Annotated in this window: 23 protein-coding genes; 16 read left to right on the forward strand and 7 right to left on the reverse strand. The window is 69.3% G+C overall.

Going from position 1 to position 25,127, the window contains the following annotated elements; genetic code table 11:
* Positions 1-94 precede the first annotated feature (94 nt).
* From ABL308_08905 to ABL308_08920, 4 genes are read right to left on the reverse strand one after another with little or no spacing between them, the layout of a single operon-like run.
* Positions 95-2,137 (reverse strand): hypothetical protein, encoded by a 2,043-nt coding sequence (locus ABL308_08905; GenBank protein XBQ15079.1) that lies wholly within the window; start codon positions 2,135-2,137, stop codon positions 95-97.
* A complete protein-coding gene (locus tag ABL308_08910) occupies positions 2,137-4,848 on the reverse strand; it encodes a DUF4159 domain-containing protein (GenBank protein XBQ15080.1) in 2,712 nt (903 codons plus the stop codon). Before ABL308_08910 ends, ABL308_08905 begins: the two co-directional genes overlap by 1 nt.
* Positions 4,848-5,720 (reverse strand): DUF58 domain-containing protein, encoded by an 873-nt coding sequence (locus ABL308_08915; protein XBQ15081.1) that lies wholly within the window; start codon positions 5,718-5,720, stop codon positions 4,848-4,850. Before ABL308_08915 ends, ABL308_08910 begins: the two co-directional genes overlap by 1 nt.
* Before the next feature lie 6 nt (positions 5,721-5,726).
* The gene (locus tag ABL308_08920) at positions 5,727-6,725 is read right to left on the reverse strand and encodes a MoxR family ATPase (GenBank protein ID XBQ15082.1); all 999 of its coding nucleotides are present in this window, start codon (positions 6,723-6,725) and stop codon (positions 5,727-5,729) included.
* Between the two features lie 59 nt (positions 6,726-6,784).
* On the opposite strand from ABL308_08920, the gene ABL308_08925 reads away from it, so the two are divergent.
* The 5 genes from ABL308_08925 to ABL308_08945 are packed head-to-tail and all read left to right on the forward strand — an operon-like array spanning position 6,785 to position 10,761.
* On the forward strand, positions 6,785-7,366 hold the full coding sequence (locus ABL308_08925; protein XBQ15083.1) for a DUF1285 domain-containing protein: 582 nt from the start codon (positions 6,785-6,787) through the stop codon (positions 7,364-7,366).
* Positions 7,363-8,046 (forward strand): CoA pyrophosphatase, encoded by a 684-nt coding sequence (locus ABL308_08930; protein ID XBQ15084.1) that lies wholly within the window; start codon positions 7,363-7,365, stop codon positions 8,044-8,046. The genes ABL308_08925 and ABL308_08930 overlap by 4 nt, the downstream gene beginning before the upstream one ends.
* The gene (locus ABL308_08935; GenBank protein XBQ15085.1) at positions 8,043-8,330 is read left to right on the forward strand and encodes a hypothetical protein; all 288 of its coding nucleotides are present in this window, start codon (positions 8,043-8,045) and stop codon (positions 8,328-8,330) included. Before ABL308_08930 ends, ABL308_08935 begins: the two co-directional genes overlap by 4 nt.
* Complete coding sequence (locus ABL308_08940) at positions 8,327-9,571, forward strand: CCA tRNA nucleotidyltransferase (GenBank protein ID XBQ15086.1); 1,245 nt, start codon at positions 8,327-8,329, stop codon at positions 9,569-9,571. The genes ABL308_08935 and ABL308_08940 overlap by 4 nt, the downstream gene beginning before the upstream one ends.
* On the forward strand, positions 9,568-10,761 hold the full coding sequence (locus ABL308_08945) for a hypothetical protein (protein ID XBQ15087.1): 1,194 nt from the start codon (positions 9,568-9,570) through the stop codon (positions 10,759-10,761). The genes ABL308_08940 and ABL308_08945 overlap by 4 nt, the downstream gene beginning before the upstream one ends.
* 15 nt (positions 10,762-10,776) lie before the next feature.
* On the opposite strand, the gene hemF is transcribed toward ABL308_08945, so the two are convergent.
* A complete protein-coding gene (hemF, locus tag ABL308_08950) occupies positions 10,777-11,676 on the reverse strand; it encodes an oxygen-dependent coproporphyrinogen oxidase (protein XBQ15088.1) in 900 nt (299 codons plus the stop codon).
* A gap of 136 nt (positions 11,677-11,812) precedes the next feature.
* Here hemF and ABL308_08955 point away from each other — a divergent pair, with 136 nt between their 5' ends.
* The 3 genes from ABL308_08955 to ABL308_08965 are packed head-to-tail and all read left to right on the forward strand — an operon-like array spanning position 11,813 to position 14,930.
* Entirely contained in the window at positions 11,813-12,946 is a 1,134-nt protein-coding gene (locus tag ABL308_08955; GenBank protein XBQ15089.1) for a twin-arginine translocation pathway signal protein, read from the forward strand.
* Positions 12,943-13,461, forward strand: a complete 519-nt coding sequence (locus ABL308_08960; GenBank protein ID XBQ15090.1) for a MarR family transcriptional regulator — start codon at positions 12,943-12,945, stop codon at positions 13,459-13,461. Before ABL308_08955 ends, ABL308_08960 begins: the two co-directional genes overlap by 4 nt.
* Before the next feature lie 32 nt (positions 13,462-13,493).
* The gene (locus tag ABL308_08965; protein XBQ15091.1) at positions 13,494-14,930 is read left to right on the forward strand and encodes a sulfotransferase; all 1,437 of its coding nucleotides are present in this window, start codon (positions 13,494-13,496) and stop codon (positions 14,928-14,930) included.
* 16 nt (positions 14,931-14,946) lie between these two features.
* Here the strand turns inward: ABL308_08965 and ABL308_08970 are convergent, their stop codons facing one another.
* Positions 14,947-16,101, reverse strand: coding sequence for a sensor histidine kinase (locus tag ABL308_08970; GenBank protein ID XBQ15092.1), 1,155 nt, complete (start codon positions 16,099-16,101; stop codon positions 14,947-14,949).
* Between the two features lie 381 nt (positions 16,102-16,482).
* On the opposite strand from ABL308_08970, the gene petA reads away from it, so the two are divergent.
* The 8 genes from petA (at position 16,483) to ABL308_09010 (ending at position 22,471) form a co-directional block, all read left to right on the forward strand.
* Positions 16,483-17,097 (forward strand): ubiquinol-cytochrome c reductase iron-sulfur subunit, encoded by a 615-nt coding sequence (petA, locus tag ABL308_08975; GenBank protein XBQ15093.1) that lies wholly within the window; start codon positions 16,483-16,485, stop codon positions 17,095-17,097.
* Between the two features lie 10 nt (positions 17,098-17,107).
* Positions 17,108-18,418 carry a cytochrome b/b6 gene (locus ABL308_08980; protein XBQ15094.1) on the forward strand — a complete coding sequence of 437 codons (1,311 nt, stop codon included), beginning with the start codon at positions 17,108-17,110 and terminating at the stop codon, positions 18,416-18,418.
* A gap of 11 nt (positions 18,419-18,429) precedes the next feature.
* Positions 18,430-19,236, forward strand: a complete 807-nt coding sequence (locus ABL308_08985; protein ID XBQ15095.1) for a cytochrome c1 — start codon at positions 18,430-18,432, stop codon at positions 19,234-19,236.
* 93 nt (positions 19,237-19,329) lie between these two features.
* Positions 19,330-19,941, forward strand: coding sequence for a GrpB family protein (locus ABL308_08990; GenBank protein XBQ15096.1), 612 nt, complete (start codon positions 19,330-19,332; stop codon positions 19,939-19,941).
* Positions 19,938-20,813, forward strand: coding sequence for an S-methyl-5'-thioadenosine phosphorylase (locus tag ABL308_08995; protein ID XBQ15097.1), 876 nt, complete (start codon positions 19,938-19,940; stop codon positions 20,811-20,813). The genes ABL308_08990 and ABL308_08995 overlap by 4 nt, the downstream gene beginning before the upstream one ends.
* An 86-nt stretch (positions 20,814-20,899) precedes the next feature.
* Positions 20,900-21,724, forward strand: a complete 825-nt coding sequence (locus ABL308_09000) for a hypothetical protein (protein XBQ15098.1) — start codon at positions 20,900-20,902, stop codon at positions 21,722-21,724.
* Between the two features lie 87 nt (positions 21,725-21,811).
* The gene (locus ABL308_09005; GenBank protein XBQ15099.1) at positions 21,812-22,231 is read left to right on the forward strand and encodes a hypothetical protein; all 420 of its coding nucleotides are present in this window, start codon (positions 21,812-21,814) and stop codon (positions 22,229-22,231) included.
* A 3-nt stretch (positions 22,232-22,234) separates the two neighbouring features.
* The gene (locus ABL308_09010; protein ID XBQ15100.1) at positions 22,235-22,471 is read left to right on the forward strand and encodes a helix-turn-helix transcriptional regulator; all 237 of its coding nucleotides are present in this window, start codon (positions 22,235-22,237) and stop codon (positions 22,469-22,471) included.
* On the opposite strand, the gene ABL308_09015 is transcribed toward ABL308_09010, so the two are convergent.
* Entirely contained in the window at positions 22,468-25,107 is a 2,640-nt protein-coding gene (locus ABL308_09015; GenBank protein ID XBQ15101.1) for a ligase-associated DNA damage response DEXH box helicase, read from the reverse strand. The two genes, ABL308_09010 and ABL308_09015, sit on opposite strands and share 4 nt — an antisense overlap.
* Positions 25,108-25,127 lie beyond the last annotated feature (20 nt).

The following is a 25,127-nucleotide window of genomic DNA, read 5'->3' on the forward strand; positions in this document are numbered from 1 at the left end:
CCTCATTGGGGTTTCGTTGAGCGAGGAGATAGGCGAAGCCGAGCGCCGCCTTAATAGGCGTAAAAGCGGCTCAGTCTTGCCGTCTGGGAAAAGATCAGCCGCCCTCCCTGCGCCAGGCGCCGGCGAGGAGCCCCAGGATCAGCGCGGCGATCAGAAGGCCCGGCGCGAGCGGGGTGCGCTCTGCGTCGGTCACCCGGTAGGCGCCGCGCCGCTCCAGCCCCAGCCAGCCCCGCCCTCCTGCGTCGGCGTTCTCGTTCACCCGCCGGATCTGCGGCGGTCCGCCGGAGGCCAGCCTGAACACGCCGCCGCCCGTCGGATCGACGAGGCCGGCGAGCCCTTCGGGATCGGGGCGCAGGTCTGCGTATTCGCGTGGATTGAGCGGGCCCGAGGCGACCACGGCGGTGAGATCGCCCGAACGAAGGCGCACGAGGCCCAGCTCGTCGGCCTCTGTGCGGGCTGTGAACCGGCCCGGCGCGGTCTCGCTCATGTCCAGCGTCTCGACCGCGCCGGACGGCCATTCGACGACCAGCGGCGGAGCGGTTTCAGCCAGCGTCGTGCGCACCGCTTCCAGCGCGCCGTCGGAGACCTGAGCGCTCAGCCGTTCCTCGTCGAGTTCGGGTTCGCCCATCAGCCAGTGCGCGACCCGGCGGAACAGCTCGTCATGCGGCCCGCCGCCTTCATGGCCGCGCGCCCAGAGCCAGGCCTGATCGGACAGAAGGATCGCCGCGCGGCCTTCCCCGGCGCGGGCGAGCGTGAGCAGGGGATCGCCGTCAGGGCTCTCAAGCAGGGTCTCGCCCGCGACCGCACGCGCGCCGATGCGGCGATACCAGGGCCCCCAGCTTTCTTCCTGGCCGGACATCGGCGCGGTCACCGGATGGCGCTGGCCGGCCGCGCTGATCTCGGGCGTGAACGCGCCTTCCTCGATCGTGCCGTCCGGCGTGGCGGGCAGGACCGAGGCCAGCGGCGAGCGCGCCACGCTTTCAGGTCCGGCGAAGGGCGGACCGGTGGTCACCAGAAGCGCGCCGCCGCCTTCGACATAGCGGGCGATATTGTCAAAATAGAGCGGGCGCAGAATGCCGCGCCGCCGGTAGCGGTCGAAGATGACCAGATCGAACTCGTTCAGCCTCAGCTGGAACAGCTCGAAGACCGGAAAGGCGATCAGCGCCAGCTCGTCGGCGGGTACGCTGTCGTCCTTGTCCAGCGGGCGCAGAATGGTGAAGTGGACGAGATCGACGCCGGGGTCGGATTTCAGAAGATTGCGCCAGGCGCGCGCGCCGTTATGCGGCTCGCCGGTGACCAGAAGCACGCGCAGCCGGTCGCGGACGCCGGTGACGCTGACCGCGGCGCGGTTGTTCACAAGGCTCAGCTCCTGCCGGCCGGGCTCGACCTCGATCTGAACGGTGTTGGGTCCGCGATTATCGAGCCGTGCGCGCACCTGCACGTCCCGGCCGATGGCGAGGCGCTCGCGCACGGGCGGGCCGCCGTCCACCGACAGGCTGACCTCGGCGCTGCCGGCCGCTTCGGTGTCGTCCTCGACGCGGACGGTGAAGGTGACGAACTCGCCCACCAGCCCGTATCGGGGCGCTTCGGAAACCACGAGCCGGCGGTCGCCTGCGGCCGGATCGCCGGCGAGCAGATGGTGGACGGGCACGTCGAGACCGAAATTCTCCGCCTCCAGCGCGCCGTCATGGGTCTGCCCGTCGCTGACCACGACCACACCGGCGAGGCGCTCGCGCGGGACCCGGCCCAGCCCTTCGCGCAGCGGATCGGCCAGGCGCGTGCCGTCCGCGTCCCGCCCGCCGCTGACGGTGACGAGTTCCAGCGTCTCGTCGCGCGCCGCGGCGTCTTCGAGCGCGGCGCGGACCGCGTCGGCCTGGGCGGTGCGTTCGCCGACCTCCATCGAGATCGAATCGTCGAGGATCAGAAGGGCGATGTCGCTCAGCGGTTCGCGCAATTCGCGCACCAGCGCCGGGTTGGCGAGCGCTGCGGCGATGAGCAAGGCGGCGAGCCCGCGCCAGATCCAGCCCTTGAGGCCACGCACTGCAGCGAAGCCGCACACCGCGAGCGCCAGGATCGCCAGCGCTGCGATGAACGCCGGGGCGATGAGCGGAGAGAGGTCGAGGCTGGCCGCGTTCATCAGTCCCGCCCCAGCCGCTCGAGAATGGCCGGCACGTGGACCTGGTCGGCCTTGTAGTTTCCGGTCAGGGCGTACATGGCGAGATTGACGCCGAAGCGGATCGACAGCTCGCGCTGGTACTCCCCGCCCTCGACCGGCGCCAGCGGCCGTCCTTCCTCATCGAGCGCCCAGGCCGAGGCCCAGTCCGCCGATCCGATCACCACGCCGGAGACCCCGTCGCGCGCCGAGCCTTCGGGGATCGCCTCCACCCAGACCTGCCCGCCGGGGAAACGGCCCGGATAATCGTCGAGCAGGTAGAAGGCGCGGCCGATCACGTGATCGTCGGGCACGGGCTGCAGGGGCGGCACGTCGATCGCGTCGAGAATGCGCACCAGCCCGGGATGGGGCGCGTCGCCGGGCCGTCCGATCCCGCCGTCGCGGGTGTCGAAGACGATGAGCCCGCCTTCCTGAAGATAGTCGCCGACCTTGGCCGCGGCCGCTTCGGACAGGGGTGGCGCGGTCTCGCTGACCGGCCAGTAGATCAGCGGGTAGAACAGGATCTCGTCGGTTTCGATGGTCACGCCCACCGGCTCGGCGGGCTCTACGGCGCTCCTGCGCGTGCTCTCCCGGCTGAGGCCTGACAGGCCCGCCCGGCTGATCGCGTCGGTGCGCGCATCGCCTGTCAGGACATAGCCGAAGCGGACGTCGAGCGCGCCATGGGCGGCGGCGCTGTCCTGCGCGGCCGCCTCGCCCTGGGCCGCGATCGCGAGGAGCGGCGCGGCGAGCATCGCTGCCGCAGCGCCTGTCCGGGGCAGTTTCGGCATCCGGCCCGAGAGCACGAGCCCGATCAGCGTATCGGCGATCAGCAATAGCGCGGCGAGCACCAGAAGCGGACCGGCGAAGCGAATCTCGCGGGTCTCCCCCCGCGTCTCGATCACCGCACCGGGCAGCGTGCGGGCCATGGGCTGCAACGTGTCGCCGGGCTGCAGCGTGTTGAGCGCGGCGCTCGCCGCACCGAGCGTCCAGAGTCCCGGCGGGGTCTCCGCGCTGGCGCGCGCCTGAGAGAAGGCGTCGGACGGGATGGGCTGGGCCGCGTCGGAGGGTTCGGTCAGCGCGCCCGATCCGTCCAGCATGGCTTCGAGCCGCCAGGCGCCGCCCGTAGGCGCGGGGGCGCGCGATCCGCCCGACAGGGCCAGCGTGCGTTCGAGCATGGCCGGGTAAAGGCCTGAAAGCGGCAGCGAGGACCAGTCCGGTCCGGCGGTGACGTGAAACAGCACCACCCAGCCGTCGCCGCGCCGCTCGGCGGTCACCAGCGGCGTGCCGTCCTCGAGCCGGGCCCAGACCCGCGCGTCCAGCGCCGGGCCGGGCTCGGCGAGCACCTGACGGCGGATCTCGACCTCGCCGCTGGCCCTGAGCCCTGCGAACGGGCTGTCCTCGGGAAACGCTGCGAGGCCTTGCGGATCGTCCCAGGCGAGCGCGCCGCCGAAGAGCCGGCCGCCGGTCCTCAGCCGCACGGGCAGTATCCCGTCCGGGTTCGCGGCCAGGCGCGGTCCGGCGAAGCGCAGGACGAGCCCGCCCGCTTCGGCGAAGCGTTCGATCTCCGGCGCGTCGGCGCGGGCGGCGTCGGTCAGCACAAGAGCGGCGGGTTCGGCGGCGAGCACGGTTTCGAGGTCCCCTGTCACAAGCTCGGCCGAGCCCGACAGCGCCTCGCGGGCGTAGTGAAGGTCGGAAAGCAGCGGCTGGGCGTCTTCGCCCGCCCCGCCGATCAGGCCCACACGCGGCCTGAGCCAGCGGTCGCCGGTCAGGTGCACGAGGCCGGCCGAGCGCGCGCCTTCCACCTCGACCCGGGCGATGCGGTTTCTGAGATCGAGCGGCAGGCGGGCTTCCAGCCGGGCTTCGGTCTCGCCGGGCTCGAACGCGCCGGTCGCACGCGCGATCGCCCGCCCGTCCGCGCCCAGAGCGATGGCGGAGACCGGCGCGCCGATCTCGGGGTTGGCGCGGCGCACGACGGCGGTGAATCCGTCAGGGCTCGCCTCGATAGCGGTGAGGCCGAGCACGCTGTCCGAGGCCGGCGGCAGCAGCACGCGCAGCGCGCCGCGCGCCGAAGCGGTCCGCGACAGCTCCGCTTCGCCTTCGCCGGAAAGCCCGTCGGCCAGCCAGACAGTCTCGATCCGGCGCGGCGCGCCGTCTTCAGACAGCGCCGCGGCAAGGCGGTCTGCGGCGCGCGTCCGGTCCGCAGGCCAGGGCCGGGGGTCGTGCGCGGCCAGGCGCGAGAGGGCGTTCGACGCGTCGCCAAATTCAAGCGGCGCCGCGCCGGGCGGTGCGGCGGTGAACAGAAGCGCCGCGTCCCGGCCGTCCGCGCGCGCCGCTTCCAGCCTCACGCGCGCCGCGTCCGACAGGGCGGACCAGGTCTGAGCGCCGGCCCAGCCGTCGTCGACGATGACCAGAAGCGGCGCCTCGCCCAGCGTGGCGGGCTCGGGCTGCAGGACGGGCCGGGCCAGCGCCAGGATCGCCAACGCGGCGAGCAGCAGCCTCAGAATGACCAGCCACCACGGAGTCGCCTCGGGCGTTTCCGGCGTGCGCGCCAGACGCTGCAGAAGGCGGAGCGGCGCGAAGGCGACCTCTCTCGGCGCCGGCGGGGTGGCGCGCAGCAGCATCCACAGAAGCGGCAGGGCCAGGAGACCCAGAAGCGCCAGAGGCGCGCCGAAGGCGAGCGGTCCCAGGCTCAGCATCAGACCGCTCCCGACACCGCCTGATGAAGCGCCAGCACCGCGCTCGCCGCAGGCCGGTCTGTGCGGTGGGTCACCATCACGAAGCCGGAACGGCGCGACAGATCAGCCAGTCGCTCGCCATGCTCGGCCCAGAGCCTGTGATAGGCGGTCCGCGCATCCTGCGCCCGGCCGAACAGAAGCGGCTCTCCTGCTAGATCGAAGCGGAAGCGGGTGCGGCCTTCGAAGGGGAAGTCCTCTTCGGCCGGGTCGATGACGCGCAGCATGACCCCGCGCGCACCGGCGGCCGACAGCGCTTTGAGGCGCGCCTCCCAGGTTTCCGGCGGGTCAAGAAAATCGCTCGCGAGCACGACACGGGCGTGTCGCGGCAGGTCAGGCGCCTCGACCGACGCCGAAGCGCCAGGGCCGTCGGCCAGCGCGCGGGCGGTGAGTTCGAGCCCTGTCCGCCCGCCGCGCGCGCGCCCGGTCTCGCCCAGCGCCGCCATGCGCTCCCCGCCGCGATGAAGCAGGCTCGCCAGCGCGATCAGGCAGACCGCCGCACGGTCGCGCTTCAGCGGAACGCCGGACGAGCCGGTGCGCATGCCCGCCTCGCCGTCGCGCCAGAGAAAGACGGCGTTGGCCGCCTCATGCTCGGTTTCGCGCACGAAAAGCTGGTCGCCGCGCGCAGAGCGCCGCCAGTCCACGCCGCGCGCGCCGTCCTCGGGACGATGGCGGCGGTATTCCCAGAAGGTTTCGCCTGAACCGGGCCTGCGCCGGCCGTGCACGCCGTGCGCCACGCTGGCGGCGATCGTCTCCGATTCGGCCAGAAGCGCGGGAAAGCGCGACGCGGCGCGCTCGCCTTCCCGGCGCAATGTGACGGCGCGGGGTTCAGCCATGGACGATCAAGCTGCCTCGCTGGCGAGCCGGGCGACGAGCGCGTCCACGCTGAGCCCGTCGGCGCGGGCGGCGAAGCTGATCGCCATGCGGTGCTTGAGCACGGGGCCCGCAAGCGCGGCGACGTCTTCGGTCGACGGGGCGAGCCGGCCCTGCAGCAGCGCGCGCGCCCGAACCGCCAGCATCAGCGCCTGGCCGGCGCGCGGGCCGGGACCCCAGGCGACCGCCTCGCGGACTTGGGCGTCGCTGGACCGGTCGGGCCGGGCGCGTTCGAGCAGGTCGAGAATGGCGTCGGTGACCTTTTCGCCGACCGGCATGGCGCGCACGACGTGCTGCAGATCCATGATCTCCTCAGGGCTCAGCACCGTGTGGGACTGATCTTCGCCCACCCCGGTCGTGGCGAGAAGGATGGCGCGCTCTTCCTCGCGGCTGGGATAGGGCACGTCGATCTGCATCAGGAAGCGGTCGAGCTGGGCTTCGGGCAGCGGATAGGTGCCTTCCTGCTCGATCGGGTTCTGCGTCGCCAGCACGTGGAAGGGTCTGGGCAGGTCGTGGCGCTGACCGGCGACGGTGACATGGCCTTCCTGCATGGCCTGCAGAAGCGCGGCCTGGGTGCGCGGGCTCGCCCGGTTGATCTCGTCGGCCATCAGAAGCCGGCAGAACACCGGCCCCGGCACGAAGCGGAACTGGCGCGAGCCGTCGGCGGCCTGATCGAGGACCTCGGAACCCAGGATGTCGGCCGGCATCAGGTCGGGGGTGAACTGCACCCGCTTGTCGTCGAGCCCGGTGACGATGGCGAGCGTGTGCACGAGCCGGGTCTTTGCGAGCCCCGGCGCGCCGACGAGCAGGCCGTGCCCGCCCGACAGGATCACCGCCAGCGCCTGCTCGACCACGGTCTCGAGCCCGATCACGGTCTTGGCGACCGAGGCCCGGACCTCGGCCAGGCGTTCGGCGGCGGCGTCCAGACGCTCGGGCGTGAGGGCTTCGGCTTTCTTCTCGGCGCTCATCGGCTTACATCCGTTAGAGAGGTTTACGCCAAACATGGCCGCAGCCACGGAAGGTGTCCATGGCCACCCCCGAACCTGACCGAAATGCAATGCAGTCCCTGATCGAGGCCGCCGAGAGCGGCGGAGAAGGCGGCTATCCGCCCGTCGAGCGCTGGGAGCCGGAGTATTGCGGCGAGATGGACATGGTCATCCGCCGCGACGGCTCCTGGTGGCACGAAGGCAGCCGGATCGGCCGGGAGAAGCTGATCCGCCTGTTCTCGCGCATCCTCAGGAAGGATCAAGACGGGGAGACGTATCTCGTCACCCCGGTCGAGAAGATCAAAATCGTGGTCGAAGCCGCGCCCTTCCTCGCCGTCAGGCTGGACGCCGCGGGCGAGGGTAAGGATCAGCGCATCGCCTTCGCCACCAATATGGACGATCTGGTCGTCGCCGGTCCCGACCATCCGCTCCGCGTCGAGATCGGACCTGACGGCGAGCCCGAGCCCTTCGTTCATGTCCGCGGCCGTCTGGAAGCCCTGATCACCCGGGCCTGCTTCTACGATCTCGCCGAGCTGGCCGTGGAGGGCGAGGGCCCTGACGGCGCGCCCGTGATGGGCGTGTGGAGCCGCGGCGCGTTCTTCCCGCTCGGACCCAAAGCGTGAGCGAACGATCCCTGAGCGAAACAGGCGCGAGCGGAGAAGCCGCCGCGCGCCGCGCCGGGGCGGACGCCGTCATCGCGCGCCTGAAAGCCGTGCTCGATCCGGTCGACGGCAAACGCCGCCCGCCCGCCTTCGGTGACGGCGACCTCAACGGCGCGCCCTCGCCGACGGGCCGGCCCTTGCGTCCGGCGGCCGTGCTGGCGCTGATCGTGCGGACCGGCGACGCGCTGGAGCTCGTCTTCACGCTGAGGGCCGATCACCTGCAGGCGCACGCCGGCCAGGTCAGCTTTCCGGGCGGCCGGCTGAATGTCGGCCGCGAGAGCCTCGCGGAGTGCGCCCTGCGCGAAACCGAAGAGGAGATCGGCGTGCCGCCCGAAGCGATCGAGCTTCTGGGCCGCTGGGAGCCTTACGAGACGGTGACCGGCTACGAGGTCACGCCGTTTCTGGGGCTGGCCGAAGGACCGCTCGACTTCACCGCCGATCCCGGAGAGGTGGCGGAAGTGTTTCTCGCCCCGTTCGATTTTCTCATGAATCCGGTTAATCACCGGCTGGAAGAGCGCGAATTCCGCGGCCGGCTGAGGCGCTATTACGCCATGCCGTGGAAGGGGCGGTATATCTGGGGCGCGACCGCGGGGATGCTCAAGGCGCTCTCGGCGCGCTGGTCGGAGGGGCGTGGACGATGATGCGTTTCATCCTGGTGCTCGTGCTGGTGTTCGCAGCGCCCTTCGTCATCTGGGCGGTGTACAATCTCATCAAGGGCGGATCGGGCGGCGCGCCGACGCGGACGCTGGTCATCACCGCCTCGCTGTCGACGGCTGCGGCCTTCGTGGTGCTGGCGATCCTGTCGCTTCAGGACGGCTCGCGCGACGGGGTCTACACGCCGCCGCGCCTTCAGGACGGCGAGGTCCGGCCGGGGCGCTTCGACGACCGCGAACCTTCGCCGAGCCAGGACCCCGCCGCCCGATGAGCGGTCAGGCCGCCCACCGGCTCGATCCGGCCGGGCACGGCTGGATGACCGCACCGGAGACGCGGGCGGTGATGGAGGCGCTGAACGGTCCGGGCGGGGATCGGGCGCGCTTTGTCGGCGGCTGCGTGCGCAACGCCCTGATCGGCGCGCCCGTCGACGACGTCGATATCGCCACCGTGCTCGAACCCGGACAGTCCACCGCCAAGCTCGAGGCCGCCGGGATCAAGGTGATCCCCACCGGCGTCGAGCACGGCACGGTGACTGCGGTCTGCGGCGGCAAGCCCTTCGAGGTCACCAGCCTGCGCAAGGACGTGGAGACCTTCGGCCGCCGCGCGGTGGTCGCCTTCACCACGAACTGGGAAGAGGACGCCGGACGGCGCGATTTCAGGCTGAACGCGATCTACGCCAGGGCGGACGGCACGCTGTTCGACCCGTTCGGCGGAGTTGAAGACGCGCGCGCCGGCCGGGTCGTCTTCATCGGGCGGGCGGAAGACCGGATCGCCGAGGATCATCTGAGGATCCTGCGCTTCTACCGTTTCACCGCCTGGTACGGCCGGGCGATCGATCCGGACGGCCATGTGGCGTGCGTCGCCATGCGCGAGACCTTGCACGGCCTGTCCGCCGAGCGGGTGTGGAGGGAGCTCAAGAAGCTCCTGGCCGCGCCCGATCCCCGCGCGGCGGTCAGGGCGATGCTCGAAGGTCACATTCTTAACGAAGTCTTGCCCGGAAGGGTCGACTTCAACCTTTTCGCAGGCATAATTAACGCTGATCGAGGGAAGAACCGCGCGGCCGATCCGCTTTTGCGGCTGGTCGCGCTGCTGGGACGTGACGAGGACGCGACTGCGTCGATGATGGCTGTGATGAAAACGTCCAAGGCTGAAACCGCCCGTACCGAGGCGATGACCGGACCCGCCGAAGCGGTTCCGTCCGGCGCGCTGCGCCCCGGCATGACCCCTGCGCTTCGAAACCGTGCGCTTTACGCGCTGGGCGCCGACGCGGTGATCGCGCGCCTGCGGCTCGACGAGGCCGAAGGGCTGGGCTCCGCGGACGCCGATATCGAGGCCGCCGGCGTCTGGACCCGGCCGCGCTTTCCTGTGAAGGGCAAGGATCTGATCGCGCTCGGCTACGCGCCCGGCCCGGCTCTGGGCGAAGCGCTCGCCCGGCTTGAAGCCGAATGGATCGAGTCCGGATTCACGCTGGACAAGGCGAGCCTTCTCGCGCGGGCCGGAGGGGGCGCATGAGCGAGCCGGGCAAGCTGAACCCTGAGACGGTGTTCGAGCGCGCGATCGATCGAATGACCGCCTTCGGCTATGTCGATCGCGGCTGGATCAAGGCCGCCTGCTACGCCTTTCTCGACAAGCAGCAGAAGAAAAAAGACAAGACCGAGGAAAAGCGGTCGGGCTTCTTCACGCTGATCGGCGACGTGTTCGCCGCGCTCAATCCGTTCCGCGTACCGCAGGACATTCCGCCCTCTGAGCGCGATCAGCGCGGACGGGCACATCCGGCCTGGCTGATCGTGCAGGCCGTGCTCGATCAGGTGCCCGCACGCATGGCCCAGCGGGCGCCCGCCGGCGGCCGGCGCCGCAAGTCGCTGAAGGAGGTCCTGGCCGAGACCGAGGCTGAGGATCGCGAACTCGCCGCGAAATTCCTGCGCAAGTCAGGCCTTGAGGAAACCGGGTTTCCGGTCCGCATGATCGGCGAAGGCGAGGAGACGCCCAGGCCGGTCTCCGCCTCGACGTTCAAGACGCCGGAAACCACGGCCGCCAAGCGCGGCGCGGCGCTGTCGACGCTGACCGGCGGGCTGCTCTACCGGTTCGCCTACGACCACGACAAGAAGCTCAAATGGGAAGACACCCAGAAGGTCTTCCGGGCGAGCGGTCTTTACAGCGTCTATATCGTGCCGCCCGATCCGGCGTATGTGGAGCGGCGGCTGCTTCTGGTCCGGCTGGACGAGGACGGCGCGATCGTGCGCGCCGCCGAGATCAGGAAGCCGCGCGACCGTTTCGTCGTGCGCGGCGGCTATGTAATCCCCGCCAGCGGCGTGAACACGCTGATCCTGTCCTCCGACTTCTCGCCCGAAACCCTCGCCGAGATGATCGAGAGCGAACTCTCGGCCGCCGCCCGCGATCTGATCTTTCCCGACGGCACGCCTGAAGAAAGCCAGACCTCGGCGTCCTTCCTTCAGGAGCACCAGCTCGGCTTCTACAGTCTGTTCAGCCGGGGCGAGGGCGAGCTGCGCGGCGCGGTCCTGGAAGGCCCGACGCCCTCGACGGCCGTGGGCTACAAGATCCGGCCCGAAGATCTGGACCTCACCGGCGAGCGCACGCCGGGGCTGGGCTTCCTGGAGTTCGACGAAATCGCCGATCGCCGCGACCGGATCCTGATCTCCGCGATCGGGCGCAATCCGGCCGTCAGCATCGATATCGGATAAGGCGGCGGGCCGAGCTTAGGGCCAGATCGCTTCAGGCGGCATCGAGGACAGAATGGACTCGATGTTGCCGCCGGTCTCCAGCCCGAATTTCGTGCCCCGGTCGTAGAGCAGGTTGAACTCGGCGTAGCGGCCGCGGCGGATCAGCTGTTCACGGCGGTCCGCGTCGGTCCAGCGTTCGCCCATCCGGCGCTCGACGATCCTGGGATAGACGTCGAGAAACGCCTCGCCGACATCGCGGGTGAGCGCGAAGTCCGCCTCATAGTCGCCGGTGTCGAGGTGATCGTAGAAGATTCCGCCGGTGCCGCGCGGCTCGGCCCGGTGCCTCAGCCAGAAATACTCGTCGCACCACTTCGAGAACCGCTCCCAGTAGTCCGCGCCATGCGCGTCGCAGGCCTTTTTCGCCGCGGCGTGGAAGTCCTGCGTGTCGGGGAAGCTCTTGTCGCGCTGATAGTCCTGGGTCGGGTTGAGATCCATGCCGCCGCCGAACCAGTTCAGCGTGGTGGTGATGTAGCGCGTGTTCATATGCACGGCCGGCACGTGCGGATTGCGCATATGCGCGATCAGCGAAATACCGGTGGCGAAGAAGCGCGGATCGTCCTTAGCGCCGCGCACACGGGCGGCGAATTCGGGGCTGAACGAGCCGTAGACCGCCGAGACGTGCACGCCGACCTTTTCAAACAGCCGGCCGCGCATGATGCCCATCACGCCCCCGCCGAGATCCTCGCTTCCGTCGCCGCGCTTCCAGGGGGTGAGCTCGAACCGGCCGGCCTCTCCGGGATAGAGCGCCGGATCGGCCGCGTCCTCGAGCGCCTCGAACCGGGCGGTGATGCGGTCGCGCAGCGATTCAAACCAGGCCTGCGCCTCGGCGCGGCGCTCCTGCATTGTTTCGGGGGCGGCTTGGGCGAGATCGGTCATGGCGCGTCCTTGAAAACTTTCACAGCCGAGACAAGCGCGCACCGCCCGATTTGGCAAGCGCCGGGGGAACGGCGGAGAGCTTGACTTCTGTATTCGTATATTCATAGATATCTATGTAAAAGGAGAGGAGGCGGATATGCCGACGCGTCGTTTCATTCTCACCGCTGCGGGTGCGACTGCGGTCGTCCTCGGCGCCGGGCTGGGCGGGACGGCGGTCCTTGCGCCCTCCACAGACGCGGCGCGCGCGCCCTGGGCGGCCGCGGGCGCGGGGTTCGGCGATCCCCGTCTCGATGCGCTGTCCTACGCCGTTCTCGCGCCGAGCCCGCACAATCGTCAGCCCTGGCGGATCGCGCTTCAGGGCGCGGACGCGATGACCGTCTTCTGCGATCTCGATCGAAGGCTGCCTGAGACCGATCCGCTGGACCGCCAGATCGTCATCGGCTTCGGCGCGTTTCTGGAACTCTTGCGCATGGCCGCGGCCGATCTCGGCTACGCTGCAGAGATCACGCCGTTTCCGGACGGCGTGCCGGCGGGCCGGCTGGACGATCGTCCGGTCGCCCATGTGAGAGTCCACGCCGCAGCCGGCGCACGCGATCCGCTGTTCGCCCATGTGCTCGATCGGCGGACGGTGCGAACCCCGTTTTCCGGAACCGTTCCCGGTGAAGCGGTCCTTGCGCGTGTGTTTTCAGAGCCGATGGCCGGATTTACGGCTCGTCCCGAACGCGTCTCGGAGCTGAAATCGCTCTGCCGCGAAGGCTGGGAGATCGAGCACGCCAATCGTCCGACCCTGGAGGAAAGCGTCGATCTCACCCGTATCGGCGCCAACGAGGTGAACGCCAGCCCGGACGGCATTTCGCTGAGCGGGCCGGCCATCGAGGCGGTGCGGCTGACCGGTACGCTGTCGCGCGCCGCGATGCGCGAGCGCGGCAGCTGGGCGTATCGTCAGGTGCTCGATTTCTACCTCGCCGCCATCGAGGCGAGCCCGGCCTTCGGCTGGCTGCTCGGCGAGGGCGACACCCAGCTCGACCGGCTGGACGCAGGCCAGCGCTGGCTGCGCGTTCATCTGCACGCGACGCGGGAGGGGCTGGCGCTTCAGCCGCTCAGCCAGGTCCTTCAGGAGTTCGAGCCGATGCGGCCGCTTCTACGGCGGGCGCATGATCTGCTCGCACCGGACGGCGGGCGCGTGCACGGCCTGTTCAGGCTGGGCTTCGCCGCTTCGCCGCCGCCCGCGCCGCGATGGCCGCTGGAAAGCCGGATCACCCCGGCATGACCGGGACGCGCGCGCGACTGACCGAAGGCGGGGCGGCGGAGGCCGGGCTTCCCGAGGATCCGACATTCTTCAAGGCGATGAGCGAGATCGCCATGATCGCGCATCTTTCCGACACGGCGTTCGCCCGTCTGCTCACCGGCGGCCTCACCCCGGCCCAGTTCGGCGTGCTGAACCGGCTGGTGCGCCTGCGCCGGCTGGAGACCGTCAGCGAGCTCGCCGACGCCTTCCAGGTGGCGCAGCCGACGATGACGAGCACGGTCAAGAAGCTCGCGGCCAAGGCCTTGATCGAGATCCGCCATGATCCGGGCGATCGGCGGGTCCGGAGGATCGCGATCACGCCGGCGGGCGAGGCGGCGCGGGAGGAGGCGGTCGCCGCGCTCGCTCCCATCGGCGACCTCGTCGCCGGCGAGCTTCGAGACGTCGATTTCGAGACCCTGCTCCCCGTGCTGACGCGGATCCGGGTTTTCCTCGATGAGCGGCGCTCGATGCTGGCGCCGGGCCGGGCGGGCGGCTAGGGTCCGCCGCCTGTTTCCACAAACGCTTTGCAATGCCGATGTCACACTCGCTCGACCGCTTTCAATCCGCGCTTCAGTCCGGCGACATGCTCGCCGTGTCGGAGGCAGCGCGCGCGCTTGTCTCCGAGAACCCGCCGCTGGGCGGGGAATGGGGACAGATCGCGGACATCACGCTTCAGGCCGGCGACGAGATCGCCGCGATCGATGCGGCCAAGGCGTTGCGCGAGGCCTTGCCCGAGCACGCCGAGTCCCATGTCTGGGTCGCCTCGATGCTTTCGAGCGCCGGCGACCATGCAGGCGCGCTGACCGCCATAGACGCGGCGATCGCGCGATTCCCGGATCGCGCCGACCTTCATCGCCGGCGAGGCAGGTTTCTGACTGAGCTCGGGCGTATCGATGCGGCGCGCGAGGCTTTTTTTGCGGCGATCAGCAGGAACGGTCAGGACGCGCTGGCCTGGGAGGGGCTGGCGTCGGTCTACACGTTCACTGATGCAGATCCGATCCTTCTGAAGATGGAGGAGCTCCGAATCGGATGGCCGCCGGAGACGCCCGCCCGGGACCGCGGAATTCTCGCCTATGCTCTGGCCAAGGCCTACTCGGACACCGGGCAGCACGATCTTGCGGCGCGCCGGGTCGCCGAGGGCGCGGCCTTCGTGCGCGAGGGGCAGGAATTCGACGTCGATCATCACGAACGGGCGATGGATCAGATCATAGCGACCTATGACGATCGTTTCGCCGCCGATCATGACGAGGCCGGCCTGGTCGATTCCCGGCCCGTCTTCCTGATCGCCCCGCCGGCGGCCGGCGCGAGCTGGCTCGCCCGTGTGCTTGCTGCGGGTGAGGGCGCAGTCAAGCTGCCGCGGCGCAACGCCTTGTTCTGGCTGGCGTCTTCGCCCCTCGCCGACAAGGACGGCGACCGGCTTCTCCGAGAGCTCGAGGCTGGCGAAGCCGAGGGCCTTTTCGGCAAGGTGGGCCGCTTCTATCTCGACCGGGTTTCCGAGCGTTTCGGACGGGAACCCAAGAAGGTCGTCGATCCCAGCACGCTGAATGAAATGTCCGCCGGCGTCGCCGGGCTCGCTCTGCCCGCCGCGAAGTTCATCAGGCTGACCCGCGAACCGCGCGACCTCGCCTGGGCCATCTATGCGCGGCGCTTCGCTCAGGCGCGGACCTGGACTTACCATCCCGACGACATCGCCCGGGTGCTCGCCACCCATGAAAAGCTCTGCGCGCGTTGGGAGGCGCTGTTTCCCGACCGGTTCCTGACGATTTCCTACGAGGATCTCGCCGCCGATCCGGCCGCGACGGTCAAGCGCGCTGCGCAATTCGCCGGGATCGAGGCCGAGGGCCCGGTCGCCGAAGCCTGGCTGCGGGCGGACGTGTTCGAAGCCGATCCGGTCGGTGTGCACGAACGCGCCGGCAAGCGCTTCGAACCGGTCGAAGCCGCACTGAAGCGGGCGGGGCTGGTCTAGCGCGTCGCCGAGCGTGTCAACGCGGTTCGAGGCCGAAACTGTCGTCGACGATCCGTGCGGCCATGCGCGCGGACTCCTCGCCCTCCTCTCGGGCGGTGACCAGGTCGGCGTCGGCCTCGAGCCGGTAGACGAGGTCTCCGTCCTCCACCGCCTTGCTCGCCGATCCTTTCAGCACCGCCGGCACGACGCGCGTGAGAAGCTGGGTGCCAAAGCCTTCGGGCGCAGCGTCGCCATTCGTCGCCGCGTCGGCCAGGCCTGTTTCGCGCCAGATCAGTTCGAAGCGCTCGCCGTGAAGCCGCCAGGAGACGTGCACCCGGGCGTCCTCGTTCACGCCCAGCCCGTATTTCTGGGTGTTCGTGGCGAGTTCGTGCAGGGCCAGGCTGAGCTGCTGGGCCGCTTCGGGGGAGATCTCGATCGAGGGGCCCTCGATGGAGACGCGGTCGCTCCAGGCGTCTTTCAGTGCGGCGAGCCGGGTTTCGACGACCTGCTCGATCCCTGTCGACGACCGGTTCTTGCTTTCGGTGACCGACCGTGTCGCGTCCGACAGCGCTGCGACGCGCGCAAGAAACGCGCTCAGGAACTCGTCGGTGCGCTCGGCGCCCTTGGCGGTCTGGTTGGCGAGCGAGGACACCACGGCGAGCAGGTTGCTGCTGCGATGCACCGCCTCGCGCGCCTGAACCGCCAGCATGGCGTTGGCCTGTTTGAGTTCGGCGGTGCGCGCCTCCACCTGGCTTTCGAGCGAGGCGAGCGTTTCCTTGTGCGCGGCGATCTCCTCGCGCAGCTGCCGGTTCGCAAACTCCATCGCGGCGGGCGAGGGCAGGCGGACGAGCGTCGGAATCAGCCTGAAAAGGACGACCGCCGTAGCGAGCGAGACCAGCCCCGTCGCGAGCTTCAGCGCGCCGACGAACGGGTAGATCGGCCACCACAGAGTCACGATGCCCATCAGGTGGGTGAGGCCGCACAGCAGGATGAACGAGGCGAACAGCGCGACCAGACCGCTATGGGGCACGTCCTTGCGCTGGCGCAGCACGAGGAGCAGGGCGATCGGGATGGCCGTGTAGGACAGAAAGATCAGCGCGTCCGAGCCGGCCCAGAGAAGCACCAGCCAGGGCTGCCACAGCAGGCACATGCCGTGCGGCATATACTCGCCGAACTCCATTGCGTGGGTCACGTCCGGGTCCTCCATCCAAGCCGAACCCGCTGACCTTGAGGCGTCGTGCGCGAACCCGGGCGGATGCTGCTGGCGGAGACCGCGAAGCTAAGCAGAAAACGCCGCAACCGGCTATCCCGCCGCTCATGCGAGGATCAGCCCGTCCCGCCGCCGGCGCGACCTGCTGTCGCGCGCGGCGCGGTTTTACGCCGCCTCGCGCACTAATCCGGTTGAAAAACGGCGGGGGTCGTTCTAAGCCGCGCCGATGGCGGGGCGACGCGCGCCCGTGCGTCAGCTCGACGCACTGTCGCGCGCGGCCCCGGCTCTATGTCTGGCATGGCCGCCGACGGGCGCTTCGAAAACGGGGCGTGCGGCGGACGGTTCCAATCAAGAGGTCGGCACGTGACGGACGTTACCAACAATCCGGAGACCGGGCAGGAACCCAGCCGCCGGGACTTCATCCATATCGCGGCCATCGGCGCGACCGCCGTGGGCGGCGCGTTCGTGGTCTGGCCGTTCATCGACCAGATGAACCCGGCTGCGGACACCCTGGCGGCGGCCACCACCGAAGTGAATATCGGCGAACTCGACGAAGGCACGGAAATGACCGTGATGTTCCGAGAACGTCCGCACTTCGTGCGCCGGCGCACGGCCGCAGAGGTCGAGGCCGCCCGCGGCGTCGACGTCTCGCGCCTGCCCGACAACGACGCGCGCAACGTCAATATCGACTCCGGCGCGCCGGCCACTGACGAGAACCGGTCCGCCCTGACCGCCGCCCTCGACGAGGGCGTGCAGGTGGACGAAGCCCTGCGCGCGTCGCTGCTGGTCACCAGCGCGAACTGCACGCACCTGGGCTGCGTGCCCACCGAAGGCGCGGGTGAATACGGAGCCTGGTTCTGCCCGTGCCACGGCTCTCACTACGACACGTCGGGCCGCATTCGCCGCGGCCCGGCTCCGGAAAACCTTCCGGTGCCGCCGATGACCTTCATCTCGGCGACCACGCTGCGGCTCGGCTAGGAGACCTTCCATGAGCGGACCAAGCACTTACGAACCGAAAACCGGCTTTACGCGCTGGCTCGACGCGCGGCTGCCGGTCGTGCGGATGGGGTGGGACTCCTTCGTGGATTTCCCGACCCCGCGTAACCTGAACTACTGGTACACGTTCGGCGGCATCCTGACCGTCTGCCTGATGGTGCAGATCATCACCGGCATCGTGCTGGCCATGCACTACGTGCCGCACATCGATTACGCCTTCGACTCCGTCGAGCGTATCGACCGTGACGTGAACTTCGGCTGGCTGCTGCGGAACATCCACGCCAACGGCGCCTCGATGTTCTTCCTGGCGGTCTACCTGCACATCTTCCGCGGCCTGTACTACGGCTCGTACAAGGCGCCGCGCGAGCTTCTGTGGATCCTGGGCGTGGTCATCTATCTTCTGATGATGGCGGCCGCGTTCCTGGGCTACGTGCTGCCCTGGGGCCAGATGTCCTACTGGGGCGCGATGGTGATCACCAACCTGTTCGGCGCGCTGCCGCTGATCGGCGGCCCGGTCACCGAATGGCTGTGGGGCGGGTTCTCGGTCGGCAACGCGACGCTGAACCGCTTCTTCTCGCTGCACTACCTGATCCCGTTCCTGATCGCGGGCGTCGTGGGGCTGCACATCTGGGCGCTGCACGTGCCGGGCAACAACAACCCGACCGGGCTCAACGTGAAGACCAAGAACGACACGCTGCCCTTCCACCCGTACTACACGGTGAAGGACGGCTTCGCGATCGTGGTCTTCCTGATCATCTTCGCCTTCTTCGTCTTCTACTGGCCCGACGCGCTCGGCCATGCGGACAACTATATCGAGGCCGACCCGCTGGTGACCCCGGCGCACATCGTGCCCGAATGGTATCTGCTGCCGTTCTACGCGATCCTGCGGGCCGTTCCCGACAAGCTTGGCGGCGTCATCCTGATGTTCGGCGCGATTGCGGTGCTGTTCATCCTGCCCTGGCTGGACACCAGCAAGGTGCGCTCCATGCGCTACCGCCCGATGGCCAAGTGGTTCTTCGGCTTCTTCCTGATCGCCTGCCTGGGTCTGGGCTGGGCCGGTGCTGAGCTGCCTGACGATCCAGTGCCGGTGCTCGGCGCGATCGGCGTGGACTTCCTGCTGATGGGCCGGGTCCTGACGATCTACTACTTCGCCTACTTCCTGGTGATCCTGCCGGTGCTGGGCTTCATCGAGAAACCGACCCCGCGTCCGGCCTCGATCGAGGACTCCGTGCTGGGCACGGGCCGGAAGACCGAAACCGGCGGCACGGCCGACAAGCCGTCCGCTCCGGCGCCTGCCGAATAGGAGAGCGAGACATGAAGAACATCCACCGTCTCCTTCTCGCCGTGGCGGGCGCGGCTGCGATCGCCGCGCCGGTCGCCTGGGCTGCGGGCGAGTACAAGAAGCCCCGCGAGCACACCTGGGAGTTCGAGGGGCCGTTCGGCACCTTCGACCGGGCGTCCATGCAGCGCGGCTTCCAGATCTACCAGCAGGTCTGCTCGGCCTGTCACGGTCTGGCCCAGCTCGACTTCCGCCATCTCGGTTCGGAGGGCGGCCCCTTCTACATGGAGGAGTACCCCAACCCGAACGACAACCCGATGGTCCGGGCGATCGCGGCGGAATACATGGTCGAAGACGGGCCCGACGAATGGGGCGACATGTTCGAACGCCCCGGCCGTCCGTCCGACGATTTCCCCTATCCCTACGAGAACGTCCAGCAGGGCCGGGCCGCGAACGGCGGCGCCTATCCGCCCGACCTGTCGGTGATCACTAAGGCGCGCAAGGGCGGGCCGGAGTACATCTACTCGCTGCTGCTGGGGTATGATTACGAAGTTCCCGCCGACGTCGAAGTGCGTCCGGGCAACTATTACAATCCGTACTTCCCCGGCGGTCTGCTGGCCATGCCGCCCCAGCTCTACCCCGACCTGGTGGTGTTCGAGGACGGCACCGAAGCCACGCCGGAACAGATGGCCCACGACGTGGTCCAGTTCCTGACCTGGGCGGCCGAGCCGCACATGGAAGCGCGCAAGCGCATGGGCCTGATGGTGATGATCTACCTTCTGATCCTCGCCGGCCTGCTCTACGCGTCCTACCGTCAGGTCTGGTCGCGCGTGAAGCACTAGGACGTTCTGTCCACGCCTTTTTCGATGACGGGCCGTCTGCAGCGCAGGCGGCCCGTTTTCGTTTGCGCACGGACCGGCTAAAGCTCGCAGGCGATGAAGAAAGATCCGATCGAGGTGACGCCCTATCAGCCCGGCTGGGCCGAGGAGGGGCTGGACTGGGCCGAGCGCGTGGCCGGCGCGCTGGGCGAGGCGGGCCTGCGCGTCGACCATGTGGGCTCGACCGCGGTGCCGGGGCTCGCGGCCAAGGATGTGATCGACATCCAGGCGCTGATCATCCGCTTCGACGATGTCGAGGATCTGATCGCGCGGATGAAGGCGGCGGGCTTCCGCCATGCGCCGGAAAACATCGGCGACCCGCCCCATGAGGACACGACCCCGATCCTGGGCGAGGACGACTGGCGCAAGCTGTATTTCCGCGAGCCCAAGGGCGAACGCCGGGTGCATGTCCATGTCCGCCGAAACGGCGGGGCCGGCGCGCGCAACACGTTCCTGCTGCGCGATTATCTGAGGGACGACCCGGCCGCGCGGCGCGATTACGGCGCGTTCAAGCTGGCGCTCGCGACCAAGACCAAGAAGGACCGCGAGGCCTATCAGGCCATCAAACGGCCCTTCATCGCGACCGCGCTGCGCGCCGCGGAGGGCTGGGCGGAGCTCAGCCGCTGGCAGGCGGGCGCGCCGGACGCGTTCTGGAGGAGCGGGGAATGAGCTGGAAACTCGGGATCATCGGCGGGTCGGGCCTTTACGGCCTGCCCGGTCTGGAAGACGTCAGCAATGAACGTGTGCACACCCCCTGGGGCGAACCGTCGGGGCCGTTGGTCAGCGCCCGGCTGGAAGGCGTGGAGCTCGTCTTCCTTCCCCGCCATGACGAAGGCCATCGCATCCCGCCCAGCCAGATCAACTACCGGGCCAATATCGACGCGCTGAAACGCGCCGGGGTCACAGACGTGCTGTCTCTGTCGGCCTGCGGCTCGCTGAAGGAGGAGCTGCCGCCGGGCGCCTTCGTGGTCGTCGACCAGTATGTCGACCGCACGTTCGCACGCGAGAAGAGCTTTTTCGGGCCGGGCTGCGTCGCGCACGTGGCCATGGCCGACCCGGTCTGCAAGCGGCTCTCGGCCCTCGCTGCGGACGCCGCCGAGGCCGCCGGCGCGCCGTCGGTGAAGCGCGGCGGGACGTATCTCGCCATGGAAGGCCCGCAATTCTCGACCCGCGCGGAAAGCGCGCTCTATCGCAGCTGGGGGCTCGACGTGATCGGCATGACCAACATGCCCGAGGCCAAGCTCGCCCGCGAAGCCGAGCTGCCCTACGCCAGCGTCTGCATGGTCACCGATTACGACTGCTGGCGCTCGGCCGAGGACGATGTGGACGTCGCCGCGATCCTGAAGGTGATGAAAGCCAACACCGAGACGGCCCACGTGCTTGTCGGCCATCTCGCCCGGACGCTGGCCGAGACCGAGCGTACGCCGAGCCCGCAGGGCATCGAGACGGGGCTCGATTTCGCGATTCTGACCCCGCCCGAACACCGCGATCCGGAAATGATCGCAAAGCTCGACGCGGTTGCGGGTCGGGTGTTGCGCTGATCGCGCCCGGCAACACCGGACGCTTCTGGTACGTTTGACTGGGAGGCGGTCTCCGCCACCCTATTTCCGTATCCGGAGGTCGGCCCATGCGGTGCGTCGCTTTCGTTCTGCTTCTGCTTCTTGCTGCGCCGGCTGACGGCGCCGCGCAGTCCGGTCCCCAGGCCGCTCTGGATCGAGGCGACTGGGTGGTCGCGCGCAATCTCGGCCGCACAGGCTCTGACGCCGCAAGCCAGACCCTCGCCGCCGAGGCCGTGCTGTCGCCGCTTGTTCTCGGGCTCGACCGGGAGGTGCGGGCGCTGAGGGCGGGCGAGGACATGCGCGCGCCGGTGGGGATCGCGCTCGAGGCCACAGAGCGCGAAGTCCGCCGCGACGCGGCGCGTCAGGCCGCCGGCTACGCCCGCGCTGCAATCGACGCTGATCCCGACTACGCCCCGGCGCACCGGGCGCTCGCCGCCGCGCTGGGGATCGAGGGCCGCAACACCCATCCGCTCCGCGCCGCGCTCAGCCGCCTGCCGGGCCGCAGCCGCGAGGCGATCGACCGCGCGATCGAGCTCGATCCTGTTTCGCCCGCCGGCCGGGCCCTTCTGGGCGCCTGGCATCTGGAGATCGTGCGGCGCGCTGGGGAGGGCACTTTCGGCGCAGACCTCGAGACCGGGCTCGAACAGTTCCGCGCCGCCGCCGCCGCCGAGACCGGCCCGCCCATCCCCTATCAGTTCGCGCTGCACCTGCTGGCGCTGGACCCGGCCGTTTACGGTGATGAAGCCGAGGCGATGCTGGGCCGCGCCGTCGAAGCGGAGACGAACGGCGCGTTCGAAGCGGCGATCAAGGCGCAGGCCCAGACCCTGTTCGACCTTGCTCTGACCAGCCGCGCCGCGGCGGCTGAAGAGGCCCGCGACCGGCTCTCCCGCTAGCAAGTAAGAAATGTTTGACATGAGGTCGGAGATCTCTTACCTCTACGCATGTCAGAAATTTTTGACATGAAGTTAAAGGAGATCGACATGTCGTTTCGGGAAAAAAGCAACCTCGCCATGCTGGCGATCTTCTTGCTGGCCTATGGCTGGTACTTCATGGCCGTCACGCCGGTCGCGCTTTCCGGCGCGCCGAGCATCGCGGAGATCGACGGGCTGTTCCTGGCTGCGATCGTCTTTCTGGTCGCCGGCGGGATCGTCGCGCACATCCTGATCGCGATCGTGGGCAAGGACGACGAGGAGGACGCCGACGAGCGCGACAGGATGATCGAGATGCGCGCGGACGCGAAGACCAGCTACGTCATCGGCGCAGCGGCGATCATCGCCATGGGGCTCGCGCTCAAGGAGTTCGACCCGTTCTGGATCGCCCACACGATTCTCGCCGGCCTTGTCGTGGCGGAGATCACCAAGGCCGTGCTGCGCGCCATCGCCTACCGGTTCGGAGGCTGAGGCGTGGGCAAGCCGACGAAGATCAGGAACCGCATCCGCGAGCTGCGCTTTCACGCCGGGGAAATGACCCAGGCCGAGCTCGCCCGCCGGATCGGCATGACGCGCCAGACCGTCATCGCCATCGAGCAGAACAAATACTCGCCCTCTCTGGAAGCCGCGTTCCAGATCGCGCAGGTGTTCGGCGTCGGGCTTGAAGAGGCGTTCCAGTACGGCGAACCCCAGGCGGAGTCTGGCGGCTAACCGCCCATCGCGTCCGCGATCAGGTCTCCGCTCGCTTCCTCCAGAAGCGCGTCGGAGGCTTCGCCGTGCACCGCCTCGCGGCCGATCTCGAGCATGACCGGCACGGCGAGCGGGGAGACGCAGGTCAGCGCGGCGTGGTCGATCCGGCCGGCGATCCGCGCCAGCGCGTCAGACAGGCGGCGCACGTCGAGCAGGCCTTTAGCGGCGTCCTGCCAGGCGGCCTGCATCAGCACGTGATCGGGCTCGTGATCGCGCAGCACGTCGTAGATGAGATCGGCCGAGAAGGTGACCTGCCGTCCGGTCTTTTCCTGGCCCGGAAAGCGCCGTTCGATCAGCCCGGCGATCACTGCGCAGTTCCTGAAGGTGCGTTTCATCAGGTCGCTCTCGGCGAGCCAGGCGTCGAGATCGTCGCCCATCATGTCTTCTGAAAAGAGCCCCGCCATGTCCGCGCCGGACATGTCGCTGAGCGCCCAGACCGACAGGGCGTACTCGTTCGCCACGAAGCCCAGCGGCCGCAAGCCCGCCCGCTCCATGCGCCGGGTCAGAAGCATGCCCAGGGTCTGGTGCGCCAGCCGGCCTTCGAACGGATAGCAGACGAGGTAATGCTTGCCGCCGCGCGGGAAGGTCTCCACCAGCAGCCGGTCCGGGGCGGGCAGGCGGGATTTCTTCTGCTGCATCTCCAGCCATTCGCGGATCTGATCGGGCAGGGCGGACCAGCTCTGGGGCGCGTGAACCATGTTGCGCACCCGCTCGGCCAGATAGGTGGAGAGCGGGAACTTGCCGCCCTGATAGCTCGGCACCTTCGGATCCTCGCTGGCCGCCCGGCTGACCAGGCAGTCGGTCTCCTGCACGCCCTCGAAGCGCAGGGTCTGGCCGGCGAAGATGAAGGTGTCGCCGGGGCTCAGCTGATCGCAGAACCATTCCTCGATCTGGCCGAGTTTCGGACCGCCCGCACGCATGCGGCGCGCCTGTCCGGTTCCGCCCGCAGACGCGGCTTCCGACGCGCGGACGGAAGCCGGCGCGAGACCGCGCGACAGAGCGGCGAGCGAGTAGTCGGGGCGCATGCGGCGGCCGTCGCCGGTGTTGCGATCGGAAGCGGATCCCGCCTCGCGCCGATCCTTGCCTCCGCCGCGCACCACGCGCACGTCCAGCATCGGGCTTTCGATGATCGTGCCGACATTCATCCGGTGGCGCTGGGCGAAGTCGCGTGAGCGTGCGCGCCACAGCCCGTCCCGGCCCTTCACGATGCGCTTGAAGCGGTCATAGCCGCCCAGCGCATAGCCGCCGTCCGCGACGAAGGCGAGCACCCGGTCGAAGCTCGCCCGGTCGAGATGGCCGTAGGGCGCGGCGCTGGTGATCTCGGCGAACAGATCGTCCTCGGCGAAGGGCTCGCCGCAGGCCCGGCCCATCACGTGCTGGGCCAGCGCGTCGAGCGCGCCGGCGCGCAAGGGTTCGCCGTCGAGCGCCTTTTCCGCGACCGCGTCCTTGGCCGCCCGGCATTCGAGATGCTCGAAGCGGTTGGTGGGCACCAGCACCGCCCGGCTGGGCGCGTCGAGCCGGTGATTGGCCCGGCCCAGCCGCTGGATCAGCCGCGCGCTGCCCTTGGGCGCGCCCATCTGGATCACAAGATCCACATCGCCCCAGTCGATGCCGAGATCGAGCGTGGAGGTGCACACCACCCCGCGCAACCTGCCCTCGGCCATCGCGGCTTCGACCTTGCGGCGCTGCTCGGCGCTGAGTGAGCCGTGGTGAAGCGCGATGGGAAGCGCGTCCTCGTTCACGCTCCACAGCATCTGGAAGGTGAATTCGGCCTGGCTGCGGGTGTTCACGAAAACGAGCGCCGTCTTCGCTGTCTTGATGAGATCGTAGACCGCCTTGATCGCATGCCGGCCGGTATGGCCCGCCCAGGGGATGCGGTCTTCCGGCGTGCAGATCGTCACCTCGGGCTCCGCGCCGCCTTCGCCGCGCACGATGCGGGCGAAGCGGGCAGCCTCGCCGGTCTGCGCACTCAGCCAGCGGGCGTGGCCCGCCTCGTCCTTCACCGTCGCCGACAGCCCCACCCGGCGCGCCTGGGGCGCATAGCGCTGGATCGTTGCGAGCCCCAGCGAAAGGAGATCGCCGCGCTTTCCGGGCGCCAGCGCGTGCACTTCGTCGACGATCACGGTCTGAAGATGTTCGAAGAAGGCCGCGCCGTTCTCCTGCGCGCAGAACAGCGCCAGCTGCTCGGGCGTGGTCAGAAGGATGTCGGGCGGCCGGGCGCGCTGGCGGGCGCGTTTGGATTGCGGGGTGTCGCCGGTCCGGGTCTCGATCCTGAGGTCGAGCCCCATCTCGGTGACCGGAACCAGCAGATTGCGCGCCACGTCCTGGCTCAGCGCTTTCAGCGGCGAGAGATAGAGCGTGTGCAGCCGGTGAGGGCGGGTCTTGCCGCCTGCGTCCGCGATTTCGGCCAGATCGATCAGGCTCGGAAGGAAGCCGCCCAGCGTCTTGCCCCCGCCGGTCGGCGCGATCAGAAGCGCGTCCTCTCCGGCGTTGGCGGCGGCGACCATTTCGCGCTGATGGGCGCGAGGCGCCCAGCCGCGGCTGGTGAACCAGGCCTCGAACCGGTCGGGAAGGGCGGGCAGGGCGCGATGCTCCATCCCCGCCTAGATAGCGCGGA

Source organism: Oceanicaulis sp., assembly GCA_040112665.1.
Lineage (GTDB): Bacteria > Pseudomonadota > Alphaproteobacteria > Caulobacterales > Maricaulaceae > Oceanicaulis.